Here is a 12,709-nt window from a genome sequence, read left to right as displayed (position 1 = left end):
CGATGGAAACCCTTTTCCGGGATACCCGGCTGCGACCGAAGTGGGCGGCAGCCATCCTGATGCTCGTCGTCGTCCTGCTCGTTGTGGTGTGCTCACTGCTGTTCGCGGGCACGCTGCGGCCACGGGTCACTGTCACCTTGTCCTCGGATCGAGCAGGCCTGGTGATGGAGTCCGGCGCGAAGGTGAAGTTACGCGGTGTGCAGGTCGGCGAGGTCGGCACGATTGCAGGGGATCATGACCGCGTACGGCTCACACTCGACCTCAATCCCGATCAGCTGCACTTCATCCCGGCCAACGTAGAGGGCCGCATTCGGGCCACTACCGCCTTCGGCGCGAAGTATGTCGACCTGGTGATGCCCGCCGATCCCAGCGACAAGCACATCGCTGCGGGCGCAGTCGTCCAGTCGCTCAATGTCAGCACCGAAGTCAACACTGTTTTCGAGAATCTGACCGGCGTCCTGGAGCAGGTCCAGCCGGAAAAGCTCAATTCGGTACTGACAGCGCTGGCCGACGGTGTTCGGGGCCAGGGCGAACGGATCGGCGAGGCCACCACGGGGGCCACACAAGTGTTGACCGCCCTGAACGCACGCGCCGATACGCTTCGCGGGGATTGGCGTTCCCTGGAGGCCTTCAGCAACGCGTATGGCAGCGCTGCACCGAACATCGTGCGGATCCTGGATGCTGCCACCACCACCGGCGCTACCGTCACCGAACAAGCGGACGACTTGGACGCATTGCTACTCAACACCATTGGTCTGTCCAACTCGGCGATCAACCTGCTGGCACCCAACCAGCAGAACCTCATCGACTCGGTCAACATTCTGCGTCCCACCACCGACCTGCTGATGAAGTACAACCCCTCTTACACCTGCCTGCTTGTCGGCGCCAAATGGTGGCTGGACAACGGTGGTTACGACGCAGTCGGAGGCAACGGCTATTCCGATGTCGCTGACGCTGCGCTGCTATGGGGAAAAGACCCCTATCGTTTTCCCGACAATCTTCCGAAGGTAGCGGCGAAGGGCGGACCCGGCGGCAAGCCGGGCTGCGGCTCGCTTCCCGACGCCAGCAAGAACTTCCCGGTGCGCCAACTGATCACCAACACTGGGTGGGGCACTGGCGTCGACATCCGGCCCAACCTGGGAATCGGCAGCCCCTGTTACGGAAACTATCTGCCGGTTACCCGGGCGGTACCTGAGCCACCCAGCATTCGGCAGTGTCTGCCCGGCCCGGCGATCGGTCCGGTGCCCTACCCGGGCGCACCGCCCTACGGAGCCCCGCTGTACGGCCCCGGTGGAGTGCCACTGTGGCCCGGGATTCCGCCAGCACCGCCCCCGCCACCGGCACCCGCGCCCCCACCCGTGGCGCCGGCGCCCGTCCCATGACGACCACACCAGCCCGAAAAGAGGTGGCACAGTGAAAGACAATCTCGCAGGAGCAATCTGGAGACTCATCGTCTTCGTCGTGGTGTGCGTTCTGGGCTTGGTCGGTCTGCTCGCAGTGTTCGCACAACTACGCTTCAACGAAGAGAACACCTTCCGCGCCGAATTCAACAACGTCTCAGGCCTCAAAGACGGCGACTTTGTTCGCATGGCCGGCGTCGAAGTGGGTAAGGTCAAATCAATTGCGGTGCAGCCGAATGCAGTCGTTCTGGTCGAATTCAGCGTTGACCCCGCAGCGGTAAGTTTGACCGAGGGCACCCGCGCCGCGGTGCGCTACGACAATCTGATCGGCGACCGCTATCTGGCAGTAGAGGAAGGTGCAGGCAGCGTACGTCAGCTACAGCCCGGTCAGACGATCCCGCTGGCGCGCACCGACTCCGCACTTGACCTGGACGCCCTCATCGGAGGGTTCCGGCCTCTGTTTCGCGCACTGGATCCCGATCAGGTCAACGCGCTGAGCGGCCAGTTGATCCAGGCACTGCAAGGCCAGGGAACCACCATCAGTTCCTTCTTGAGCCAGACATCGACGTTGACCAACACTCTTGCTGACCGTGACGAACTGATCGGCCAGGTGATCACCAACCTCAACACAGTGCTGACATCGTTGGGAGATCAAAACACCCAGTTCGATAAGGGTGTCCGCTCGCTGTCGGAATTGGTGACGGCCCTGTCGGATCGACGGGGAGATATCAGCAATACCGTGGCATACGCCAACGACGCCGCCGGCACCATCGCCGATCTGCTATCCGAGGCGCGGCCCCCGCTGAACATGGTGGTGAACCAAACCGACCGGGTGGCCGCACAGGCGCTCACCGACCACGAGTACCTCGCCAACCTCCTGGACACACTGCCCGACAAGTACCGCGCGTTGGGCCGCCAGGGACTCTACGGCGACTTCTTCAGCTTCTATCTGTGTGATGTCATTCTCAAACTCAATGGCAAAGGCGGACAGCCGGTTTACGTCAAGGCGGCCGGACAGTCGTCAGGACGGTGCGCACCGAAACCATGAAACGTTTCTCCGAACGTAACCCCTACATCGTCGGTGCCGTCGGCGTCGTCATCGCCATCGCACTGGTCCTCGGCGCGCTGCAATACAAGAAGCTGCCGTTCTTCAACTCTGGTGAGACCTACGAAGCGTTCTTCGCCCAAGCCGGGGGCCTGACCTCCGGGGCGGCGGTACAGGTCGGCGGGTATCGCGTCGGTGAAGTGACCGGACTTCAACTCGACGGCGCGCAGGTGCTCGTCACCTTCACCGTAGATGAATCGATTCCGCTCGGTGACCGAACGGAAGCGGCCATCAAGACCAAGACCCTGCTGGGTTCAAAAGTGCTGGAAGTCATCCCGCGTGGAGACTCCTCGATCGCTGGGCCGATTCCGCTGACGCGCACGACATCGCCGTATCAGCTGCCGGAGGCACTCGGTGACCTGACCGAGACGATCAGCGGATTGGACACCGGTCAAGTGTCTCAGTCCCTAGACACGATCGCCCAGACTTTTGCCCAGACGCCGCCCGATCTGAAGATCGCGATTCAGGGAGCGGCACGGTTCGCCGACACACTCAACAAACGCGACGCCCAGCTGCGTAGCCTGCTCGAAAATGCCCGGAAAGCTACGACTGTTCTGCGCGAACGTACCGACCAGATCGTGACATTGGTGTCAGCGACCAACGCCTTATTGGCCGAGCTGCGCAATCAGAGCGCTTCCCTGGACGCCATATCCCGCAACATCTCTGCGGCAAGTCGCGAACTCGGCGGGTTCATCGAGGACAACAACGAGACGCTCAAACCCGCCCTGGAGAAACTCAACGGCGTTCTGACGATCGTCGATGACCGCAAAGGCAAAGTCCAGGAATCGATCGTCCGGCTGAACGCCTATTCGATGTCATTGGGGGAGTCGGTGTCCTCAGGGCCATTCTTCAACGCCTACATCTCGAACCTTCTGCCCGGGCAGTTTGTGCAGCCTTTTGTCGACGCTGCCTTCTCCGATCTGGGTCTGGACCCCAATGTGTTGCTGCCCTCGCAACTCGTCGATCCCCAAGTCGGACAGCCCGGTACTCCGGCCCTGCCCGCCCCGTTCCCGCGGACGGGCCAAGGTGGTGAACCACGCTTGACCGTGCCTGATGCCATCACCGGTAACGCTGGAGACCAAGCATGCGGAGCGCCAGGGGCGCCCACCCCCGGACCGGGCTGCTATCCCTACCGCAAGCCACTGCCCGCACCTGCCCCCGGCGGGCCGCCCCCGGGTCCGCCGGCGCCGGGTACGGCAGAAATTCCTCTCTATCCGCCGATCTTCCAGCAGGCGCCGGGCGAGCCCTCACCGCAACAGATGGGACCTCTCCCATGACCGTAAGCCGACTCCGCATCGGCCTGGCGTTCACGCTGGTTGTACTGGTCTTAAGCGGACTGGTGTACGCATTGGGTGCAACAAATCGTTTCACCCGGACCACGGTCACTGCCTACTTCGCGAACAGCAACGGAATCTTCACCGGTGACGAGGTGCGGATTCTGGGAATTCCTGTCGGCGAGATCGAACGCATCGAACCCGAACCTGACAGGGTCAAGATCACGTTCTATTTCGGTAGGCAGTACAAGGTGCCCGCCGAGGCCAAAGCCGTCATCCTGTCGCCGAACCTGGTGACATCCCGGGCGCTCGAACTCACCCCCGCCTATACCGGCGGATCGACCATGCAAGACGACGCGGTCATTCCCCAAGAGCGCACCGCCGTGCCGGTGGAGTGGGACGACTTCCGAGCCCAGCTGGAGCGCCTCACCGAGACGTTGCAACCCGCCGAACCCGGGGGGGTCAGCACGCTGGGAGCGTTCATCGACACGGCCGCAGACAACCTGCGCGGAGAGGGCGCCAACATCCGCGACACCTTGGTGAAGCTTTCGCAAGCGTTCTCCGCGCTTGGCGATCATTCGACAGATATCTTCTCCACGGTGCGCAACCTGTCCACGCTGGTGTCGGGCCTACAGGGGAGTGCAGATCTGATGGCACAATTGAACCGGAATCTCGCCGCGGTCACCGGCGTGCTCGCCAACGACCCGACCGAGGTGTCGACAGCAGCAGAAGACCTCAATACCGTAGTCGGTCAGGTACAAACCTTCGTCGCCGACAACCGAGAAACGGTGGGCATCACCACCGACAAACTGGCATCTATCACGCAGGCACTCAACGACAGTCGCGACGACATCAAGCAGACCCTGCACGTCACCCCGACCTCGATCAGCAACTTCGTCAACATCTACCAACCAGCCCAGGCAACATTCACCGGGGTGCTGGCAGCACAGAACTTCTCCAACCCAGTCGGTTTCCTCTGCGGCGCAATACAAGCCGCTTCTCGGCTCAATGCCGAGCAATCAGCCAAGCTCTGCGTCCAGTACCTTTCGCCGATCGTCAAGAACCGGATGTTCAATTTCCCACCGATCGGCCTCAACCCCATCGTTGGCGCACAGACGCGACCCAACGAGGTCACCTATAGCGAAGAGTGGATGCGCCCCGATTACGTGCCACCACCGCCGGCGCCTGCACCGGCACAGGCGCCGACCCCACCGGACGCGGCCGGTCCGCCTGCATCGTCGAGCGGGCCCGCTCTGGCTGCTGAAGCGCACCCCGCCGACGTGCCGCCGCTGCTACCGCCCGACCCGATCGCGACCACGCCCAGTGCCGGTCTGCCCGGACTCATGGTGCCCCCGGTGGCCGGCTCATGACCGGCTCGCATCGTGTGCGTGTCGTCGCCGCCGCGGCAGCAGCCTGTGCAGTGCTGGCCGGCTGCGAATGGCAGGGCGTGAACTCGCTGCCTCTGCCCGGCACCGCCGGCAAGGGGCCGGGGTCCTACAGCGTGCAGGCACAGCTGCCGGATGTAACCAATATTCAACGTAATTCGCGGGTTCGTGTCGGTGACGTGACGGTGGGCAGTGTGACCGCCATCCAGCCGCAAGGCTGGCACGCTCTGGTCACCATGCAACTCGACCCGAATGTCGTCCTACCCGCCAACGCGACGGCAAAGGTTGGTCAGACAAGCCTTCTGGGGTCGCTGCACATCGAATTGGCGCCCCCAGTTGATCTCCCACCGGAAGGAAAGCTGCACGATGGATCGCTGATCCCCCTCGAACGTGCAGGCGCCTACCCGACCACCGAGCAGACCCTGGCCACGGTGTCGATGCTGCTCAACGGCGGCGGGATCGGGCAGATTCAGGACATCACCACGGCATTCGCCACAGCCTTCGCCGGCCGCGAACAGGACCTACGCGACCTCATCAACCAGCTGGACATCTTCATCGCCAACACCAATTCCCAGACCGACGACATCATCGCTGCGACAGAAAGTCTCAACGGACTCGTCGGGACATTTGCTGAGAATAAGACGGTCGTCGACGAAGCTCTGCGCACACTGCCAGACGCACTGGCAGTGCTGAGCGAGCAACGGAATAACCTGTCCGAAGCACTCGTTCAGATCGGACAATTCAGCGCCCTGGCCGCCGATGCAGCACATCAGACCAAGGAATCGCTGGTCCAGAATCTAAAGAACCTCGGTCCGGTGCTGCAGTCACTTGCCAACGCGGGGCCCGCGATGACCAAGTCGTTGAGCATGATCACCACCTACCCATTCCCGAACGAAACGATCGAGAAATGGATCCGCGGCGACACCGGAAACCTCACCGCGATCGTCGATCTCACACTGAGTCGGCTCGATAATTCATTCCTGACCGGCACTCGGTTCGAGGGTGCGCTAACCCGCCTCGAATTGCAGTGGGGACGCACCATCGGACAGATCCCCAGCCCATACACATCGGGAAATCCGCTGACCGTTCCCTACAACCTGAATCAGGGGCCGTGACATGCTCACTCGTCGCGTCAAGGTGCAGTTGGCCGTGTTCACCGTCGTCGCAATAATCTTCGCCGGGGTCATGATCTTCGGCTACATGAAGTTGCCCGCACAATTGTTCGGCGTGGGTCGCTACACGGTGACACTGCAGTTGCCGGAGACAGGCGGTCTATACAAGAACGCTAACGTCACCTACCGGGGTACTGAAGTCGGCCGCGTCCAATCGGTGGACCTGACGCCCACTGGTGTCGTCGCCAGGCTGTCGCTCAACTCGGGTGTCGCCATTCCTGCCGATGTCCGGGCAGAGGTGCACAGCCAGTCCGCGGTCGGTGAGCAGTATGTTGCCCTGCTACCCCGAAGCGGCGATGGACCGTCGCTGGCTGACGGCGCCCTCATCCCGGCGGCCGACGCGACGGTCCCGCCGGACATCAATGCCCTGCTGGATGCCACGAACACCGGCCTGCAGGCCATACCGCGCGAGAATCTGCAGACCGTTATCGACGAATCCCATACCGCGATAGGCGGACTCGGAGCCGAAATCGCTCGGTTTGTCCGAGGGTCGACCACCCTCGCGATCGATGCTCAGGCAAATCTCGACTCGCTTACGGCCCTCATCGAACAAGCCCAACCTGTTTTGGATTCCCAAGCCGACACCGCCGACTCCATTGATGCGTGGGCCAGCCACGTCGCCACCGTCACCGACGAACTGCGTACGAGCGATTCAGCCGTTTCGGGCATCCTGACCAACGGTGGTCCCGCGGCCGCGGAGGCGCAACAGCTCATCGACCGTATACAGCCAACCGTGCCGGTGCTGTTGTCCAATCTGGTCAGTCTCGGTCAGATTGCCGTGACGTATCAGCCTGCGGTGGAGCAGCTGCTCGTTCTGCTTCCGCAGGGCGTGGCTGCGCTTCAGGCCGGCGTCATCGCCAACCTCGGCACCAAGCAGGACTTCAAGGGCGCATTCCTGAGCTTCAACCTGAACTTGAACAATCCGACAACGTGCGCGACCGGTTTCCTTCCTGCCCAACAAATGCGCACACCGGCCTCAGTGGACTCGCCCGAGCGTCCGGCCGGTGACATTTACTGCCGGATTCCGCAGGACGCAGACCGCAACGTGCGTGGTGCGCGCAACCTGCCGTGCCTGACCGTCCCCGGCAAGCGAGCACCCACGGTGAAGATGTGCGAAAGCGACCAACCGTACGTTCCGCTCAACGACGGATACAACTGGAAAGGCGATCCCAACGCCACCCTGTCCGGTCAAGGTGTTCCGCAACTCCCGGAAAACACTCCGATGGTTCCCGCGGCGCAGCCCCTGCCACCGGTAGCCGTTGCCGAGTATGACCCAGCCACCGGCAGTTATCTCGGACCTGACGGCAAGCTCTACACACAAGCCGACCTCGCCCACACCGCCCCGAAAGACAAGACATGGCAATCGATGCTGACACCCCCGGCCAGCCCGTAGAGCTGACCGGCGATGATATTTCCGACCAGCCGGTCGAGCAGAACACCAGCGCCGACCCCCGCGCGACTGACGAGGTCCCCACTTTGAAGAAGTCGCGACCCATCGCGCGGATCGCCTTGCTGTTGATGCTGGTCGTACTGGCTGGGCTCGCGGGCGCCGGAGTGTGGATGTTCAACAACGTTTCCGAAGAGCGTCGTGCCGTCCAACACCGGCAGATGCTGGTGGACGTCGGGCGACAAACTGCGCTCAACCTCACGACCATCGACCACACGACCGTCAATGCCGACATCGAGAGGATCCTCACGGGTAGCGTCGGCGACTTCCATGATGACTTTGAGAAGCGTGCAGGAGAATTCGTCGCTGCCGTAGCTGAATCGCAGTCGAAATCCGTGGGTACGGTGACCGAAGCCGGCCTGGAATCTCAGGACGGCGAGTCCGCGGACGTACTCGTGGCAGTAGCGGTCCAAACGTCGCTCGCCGGAGCCGAAGAGGCACAGCCCCGGGCGTGGCGGATGCGTATCACCGTGACACAGCCACCAGGGCAGGAAGCCAAGGTGTCCAATGTGCAGTTCGTCCCGTAATCAATCCCCGTCGGGCAAATGGAGCCAACGTGACCGAAATCAGCACACCTAAAACAGACATCGTAGAGTCGACACCGTCACCAGCAGAATCCGCGACAGCGCCGCAACCGCGGAGTCGTGTGGGACGGAAATTTTTGACCTATGGCGCGCTTGCGGTGCTGATCGTCGGCGCCGCTGGTGGCCTTGGTTATCTGCGCTGGCAGCAATGGTCGCTGGAATCGTCCGGGTCAGCTGCGCAAAGCTCGTTCGCTGCGGCCTCCGAGGCCGCTGTGGCGATCCTGTCGTACCAGCCGGACACCGTAGAACAAGACTTGACCGAAGCTGAATCCAAGCTGACCGGCGCATTCCGCGACTCCTACCGCTCGCTCACCAAAGACGTCGTGATACCGGGTGCCAGAGACAAGGGCGTTTCAGCCGAAGCGAGTGTGCCCGCCGCAGCATCGGTGTCGGCAACCCCGAACCGCGCCGTGGTCTTGGTCTTTGTCAATCAGACCCTGATTGTCGGTGATGACCCTCCCACCGCCAGCACATCCAGCGTGCGCGTCACGATGGACCACGTCGACGGCAAGTGGTTGGTCTCCGGTTTCGACCCCGTGTAGACCGCCTCAGCCCCGAAATCCGGCGGCCGAATGCCTGAGCTGCCAGATGACGTCGGGGCAGAGCTCCTGAGCAGACTGAGATATCAGGTAGGACGCCTGGTAACTGTCGTTGGTGGCGAAGTCGTGCTTGACGGTCGAGATGAGTTCAGGGTAGGCCAGTCCGTTGCGGACCCGTCCGCATATCGAACGGCCATAGGCCAGTGCAGCTTCTGCGTTCGCGAAGTTGTAACCCGGTCGCACAGTCACATTGACCAGATAGGCGACCTCGTCGGCCAATGCTGTCGGTGTACTGAGCACCATGCTTGTTGCAATGCCGCATCCGGCGATCAGCGCGGACAGCGACACCCTCCGCGTGACGCTCATTGGACCGCGCTGCTGCCGTAGACAGCGACGACCACGGTGCGGTCGAGACTGTTCTCCGACCAGACTCCGACAGCATCATGACTACAGTCCTGCATGATCGCTCGACTGACCGGGTTGTGCCACCACTGATTAAGTATCTCGACGCCGCTGATCGCCAGCGCGGGATTAATCGCAACTGTCTCCGCGACCGATCCCGCGAAGCCGGCGGCGAGGGCTCGGTCCTGTGTGGTGCTTCCGTCGGAGCCGATGCTGCCGTTTATGTTTCGGTGGTCACGGACATCGAACGTGTGACGTTGTGCCGCTTCTACCAGGCGCGGATCAAGTCGAGTGTCGGTCCTGCATCCATTGCGGTGCTGCGCGGTGAAGATATTGACGAACACGCTCTCGTTGAGTCGCCGATTATCGGCATGGGCCGTTGGTGCGACGGGCAACAAGGGCGCTACTGCGGCGGCCAGGGCGGCCAGGGCGGCCGCGTTAGCAGGACGCCGCGCGGCATGCAGGTATATGTCTGATGGATAGCGCATCTCGTCACCTAGTCACGCAGAGGGTTTCGACCGATTCTTTACAGCAAATCGAACTGTACATGTAAAGTAACAAAGGACACTAGCTACCGAAGGGATTGGCTGCTGTGCGGTTTGGGTTCCAGGTGTATCCGTGGGATCGATGGCCCAGGATTGCAGATATCGCAGCCGTGGCGACACTGGCCGAACAGTGCGGGTTCGACGCTGTAGCGATACCCGACCACATCATTGCTCCCGAAAACGCTGACGGGCGTGCACCGTTAGGCCCCGTGTGGCCTGATCCATTTCTTGTGGCCTCCCACATCGCCGCGCACACCACGACAATGAAACTGCTGCTCTACGCCGCCGTCATCCCATATCGACCAGTTCTACTTCAGGCAAAAGCCATCGCCACGCTCGATCAGCTGTCGGACGGGCGATTGATCGTGGTGGCTGGGTCTGGCTGGTGCGCCGACGAATTCGACAGACTTGGGCTCGACTTTCGGCAGCGTGGCCCGCTGACCGACGAGTATCTCCAGGCGATGATCGCGTTGTGGACCGAGGAGCGGCCCAGCTTCGATGGCAAGTATGCCCAGTTCGATTCCGTCCAATTCGCACCTCGGTGTGCGCAGACGCCGCACGTCCCCATCTGGGTGGCCGGATCCGGTAAGCGGCCGCTGGAACGTTTGATCGCTTACGGCGCGGGTTGGGCACCGATGGCCGGGCAGCTGCCAGAGCTCGCATCCGCTATCGCAGCAATCAAAAGGGCGCTGACAGACGAGGGTCGAGACACGGACGCGGTCGAATTCTCATTCGGCCTGACCTACGGCGAGCCGGATCGTTCCGTCACCCGGGCTCTCGGCCATGTCAACAATGCTCACGTCCAGACCACCGCCGCCACGACGCAGCAGACGATCGAATCCATTGCTGCGCACGAAGCCGCCGGATTCACCTCGCTCATTCTGAATACGGCATGGGAGACGCCCGCAGACCTCTGTCGGCGTATCGAGTGGTTCGCCGGCAACGTCATGCCCCACTTTCCCGACGACGCGCGCACACCGTCCGGCTAACGAAACCGCAATGGAGGCAATCATGAAACGTGCACGTCAGCTCGCCAGCGTACTGACAGCGACCCTACTGGCGATGGCGCTCTTCCCGGCGGTATCGACGAAGGCCGACACTATTGAGTACCTCATGGTTCCCTCGGCGGCGATGGGGCGTGGCATACCGGTAGCGTTCCAGCACGGTGGTCCCCACACCGTGGTACTACTTGACGCCTTCAACGCCGCCCCGGACGTCAGCAACTGGGTCGGCGCCGGAGCTTTCACCACCTTGGCCGGACGGGGCATGTCTGTAGCGGCTCCAGCAGGCGGAGCGTGGAGCCTCTACACCAACTGGGAACAAGATGGCGCAAAGCAATGGGAGACCTTCCTCGCAAACGAACTACCCAACTATTTAGCTGCCCAGAAGGGCCAAGAACCGGGTGGACACGCCATCGTTGGCGTGTCGCAGGGCGGCACCGCAGCGGTCACCATGGCAGCGTTCCACCCCGGGCGATACCGATACGCTGGATCGTTTTCCGGATTTCTCACCCCATCGAACACGGCTATGAATGGTGCCATCACAGCCGGAATGGCCCGCTTCGGCGGAGTCAATACGCAAGCAATGTGGGGCGCGGCCCAACTCGGGCGTTGGAAGTGGCACGACCCAGATGTTCACGCGCAGTTGCTCGTCGACAATAGTGCTCGGCTGTGGATTCACAGCCCGGGGGCGGTTGAGTGCACGGATCCTGCCGCAATGATCGGCTACTGCGATCAAGCCCAAGGAAGCAACCGCACCTTCTATCAGAACTACCGCAGGGTCCGTGGCAACAACGGGCACTTCGACATCGGTGGACCAGGCCAACACGACTGGGCGACCTGGCGCGCACAGCTTCAACTTATGGCTGCTGACCTAGAAGCTGCAATCAGATAGAGGGCTGACAGCACGACACTAGGCCAGCAGACGGTCCTAGCACCCACTCGTGAGGATCGATTAGTCTCGTCGTGGAGAGAGGTCTCCAATGACGATGAAAGATCACGACCGAAAGAAACTTTGGGGCCAGGCCGCCGCAACTTGCAGCATGTGTCGCAAGCCGCTCGTTTCCATCGCGAGCAATGCGTCAGATCCTGATGCGCTCATCGGAGAAGAGGCACACATTATCAGTGCTTCTCGACGGGGACCCCGTGGCGCAGCATCCGTTGCTGGTATGGATCTCGACGGGTATTACAACAAGATACTTCTGTGCCGCGTCCACCATCGTATCGTCGATGAGCAGACGAATGCTTTCCCGGTCGAAAAGCTGCGAGAAATCAAGAGTCAGCATGAAGAGTGGGTTCGCAATCGTCTACACGTAATAGACGGCGACGTCGACAACCATCCGTTCGGTTTGCGGCATAAGTCCTCGGGATCGGGCATGATCCTGCCACGACTTCGAAATGGCAAGGACGCCTGGCATGCGGTGGCTGGCTCATCGTTCTATCTATTAGAAAGTATTGATGAGGATGAGGGCGGCCCTGCGGCCTGTGAGGCGGCGGACTCATTCCTCGCACTCCTACGCGATACCGCAGAAATCTACGATGTGATTTCAGACGGCGGTCCCCAAGCGATCCGGAGCGCACAACGGGACCTGCGTTCGGGACTTGATAATTTGGAACGCGAACGCCTGTCAGCGTTCGGTGCGCTGCGTGCCATGCTCTTGACAGGAGGGGCAACACCGGTGCCTTGCACGATGGCTGTCGCGGTCGTTCGACCGACCGATACTGATGGTGAAAGTGAATCGCTGCCAATCGCTTTTGGACGCCAGAGCTAGTTCCCGCAGGAGTTCGGCCGCATCGCCAGAGAGAGAGAAGGCGCTGAGGCGGAACGAGGCGGCCGCTTCTTGCATGGGGGGTACCC

At 61.8% G+C, this 12,709-nt stretch carries 13 protein-coding genes; 11 read left to right on the top strand and 2 right to left on the bottom strand.

Annotated elements, in window-relative coordinates; all coding sequences use genetic code 11:
• Positions 1–2: 2 nt before the first annotated feature.
• From ASE48_RS27520 to ASE48_RS27485, 8 genes are read left to right on the top strand one after another with little or no spacing between them, the layout of a single operon-like run.
• Positions 3–1,382, top strand: a complete 1,380-nt coding sequence (locus tag ASE48_RS27520; protein WP_057170336.1) for an MCE family protein — start codon at positions 3–5, stop codon at positions 1,380–1,382.
• Between the two features lie 31 nt (positions 1,383–1,413).
• Positions 1,414–2,448 carry an MCE family protein gene (locus tag ASE48_RS27515; protein WP_057170335.1) on the top strand — a complete coding sequence of 345 codons (1,035 nt, stop codon included), beginning with the start codon at positions 1,414–1,416 and terminating at the stop codon, positions 2,446–2,448.
• Positions 2,445–3,782 carry an MCE family protein gene (locus tag ASE48_RS27510; protein ID WP_057170707.1) on the top strand — a complete coding sequence of 446 codons (1,338 nt, stop codon included), beginning with the start codon at positions 2,445–2,447 and terminating at the stop codon, positions 3,780–3,782. Before ASE48_RS27515 ends, ASE48_RS27510 begins: the two co-directional genes overlap by 4 nt.
• Positions 3,779–5,149: an MCE family protein gene (locus ASE48_RS27505; protein ID WP_057170334.1), complete on the top strand. Its 1,371-nt coding sequence runs from the start codon at positions 3,779–3,781 to the stop codon at positions 5,147–5,149. Before ASE48_RS27510 ends, ASE48_RS27505 begins: the two co-directional genes overlap by 4 nt.
• Positions 5,146–6,279, top strand: coding sequence for an MCE family protein (locus tag ASE48_RS27500; protein WP_057170333.1), 1,134 nt, complete (start codon positions 5,146–5,148; stop codon positions 6,277–6,279). The genes ASE48_RS27505 and ASE48_RS27500 overlap by 4 nt, the downstream gene beginning before the upstream one ends.
• 1 nt (position 6,280) lies before the next feature.
• Entirely contained in the window at positions 6,281–7,729 is a 1,449-nt protein-coding gene (locus ASE48_RS27495) for an MCE family protein (protein ID WP_057170332.1), read from the top strand.
• Complete coding sequence (locus ASE48_RS27490; protein WP_082614456.1) at positions 7,693–8,310, top strand: hypothetical protein; 618 nt, start codon at positions 7,693–7,695, stop codon at positions 8,308–8,310. Before ASE48_RS27495 ends, ASE48_RS27490 begins: the two co-directional genes overlap by 37 nt.
• A gap of 29 nt (positions 8,311–8,339) precedes the next feature.
• A complete protein-coding gene (locus tag ASE48_RS27485; protein ID WP_156409402.1) occupies positions 8,340–8,909 on the top strand; it encodes a hypothetical protein in 570 nt (189 codons plus the stop codon).
• A gap of 6 nt (positions 8,910–8,915) precedes the next feature.
• Here ASE48_RS27485 and ASE48_RS27480 read toward each other — a convergent pair whose 3' ends face one another.
• Positions 8,916–9,272 (bottom strand): DUF732 domain-containing protein, encoded by a 357-nt coding sequence (locus tag ASE48_RS27480; RefSeq protein WP_057170331.1) that lies wholly within the window; start codon positions 9,270–9,272, stop codon positions 8,916–8,918.
• Entirely contained in the window at positions 9,269–9,796 is a 528-nt protein-coding gene (locus ASE48_RS32355) for a CAP domain-containing protein (protein WP_082614455.1), read from the bottom strand. The genes ASE48_RS27480 and ASE48_RS32355 overlap by 4 nt, the downstream gene beginning before the upstream one ends.
• A 104-nt stretch (positions 9,797–9,900) precedes the next feature.
• On the opposite strand from ASE48_RS32355, the gene ASE48_RS27470 reads away from it, so the two are divergent.
• The 3 genes from ASE48_RS27470 to ASE48_RS32905 all read left to right on the top strand — a co-directional run bounded on the left by ASE48_RS27470 (position 9,901) and on the right by ASE48_RS32905 (position 12,623).
• The gene (locus ASE48_RS27470) at positions 9,901–10,842 is read left to right on the top strand and encodes a TIGR03619 family F420-dependent LLM class oxidoreductase (RefSeq protein WP_327049667.1); all 942 of its coding nucleotides are present in this window, start codon (positions 9,901–9,903) and stop codon (positions 10,840–10,842) included.
• Between the two features lie 22 nt (positions 10,843–10,864).
• Entirely contained in the window at positions 10,865–11,746 is an 882-nt protein-coding gene (locus ASE48_RS27465; RefSeq protein ID WP_057170704.1) for an alpha/beta hydrolase-fold protein, read from the top strand.
• Positions 11,747–11,834: 88 nt separating this feature from the next.
• Complete coding sequence (locus ASE48_RS32905; protein ID WP_156409401.1) at positions 11,835–12,623, top strand: hypothetical protein; 789 nt, start codon at positions 11,835–11,837, stop codon at positions 12,621–12,623.
• Positions 12,624–12,709: the final 86 nt, after the last annotated feature.

The sequence above is a fragment of the Mycobacterium sp. Root265 genome, assembly GCF_001428895.1.
In the GTDB taxonomy this organism is placed as follows: domain Bacteria; phylum Actinomycetota; class Actinomycetes; order Mycobacteriales; family Mycobacteriaceae; genus Mycobacterium.
This window is presented reverse-complemented; position numbering and strand designations above follow the sequence as displayed.

Coding starts and splice junctions, on each gene's coding strand:
- ASE48_RS27520 (WP_057170336.1), top strand. CDS start 3: ATGGAAACCCTTTTCCGGGATACCCGGCTGCGACCGAAGTGGGCGGCA.
- ASE48_RS27510 (WP_057170707.1), top strand. CDS start 2,445: ATGAAACGTTTCTCCGAACGTAACCCCTACATCGTCGGTGCCGTCGGC.
- ASE48_RS27505 (WP_057170334.1), top strand. CDS start 3,779: ATGACCGTAAGCCGACTCCGCATCGGCCTGGCGTTCACGCTGGTTGTA.
- ASE48_RS27500 (WP_057170333.1), top strand. CDS start 5,146: ATGACCGGCTCGCATCGTGTGCGTGTCGTCGCCGCCGCGGCAGCAGCC.
- ASE48_RS27495 (WP_057170332.1), top strand. CDS start 6,281: ATGCTCACTCGTCGCGTCAAGGTGCAGTTGGCCGTGTTCACCGTCGTC.
- ASE48_RS27490 (WP_082614456.1), top strand. CDS start 7,693: ATGGCAATCGATGCTGACACCCCCGGCCAGCCCGTAGAGCTGACCGGC.
- ASE48_RS27480 (WP_057170331.1), bottom strand. CDS start 9,272: ATGAGCGTCACGCGGAGGGTGTCGCTGTCCGCGCTGATCGCCGGATGC.
- ASE48_RS32355 (WP_082614455.1), bottom strand. CDS start 9,796: ATGCGCTATCCATCAGACATATACCTGCATGCCGCGCGGCGTCCTGCT.
- ASE48_RS27465 (WP_057170704.1), top strand. CDS start 10,865: ATGAAACGTGCACGTCAGCTCGCCAGCGTACTGACAGCGACCCTACTG.
- ASE48_RS32905 (WP_156409401.1), top strand. CDS start 11,835: ATGACGATGAAAGATCACGACCGAAAGAAACTTTGGGGCCAGGCCGCC.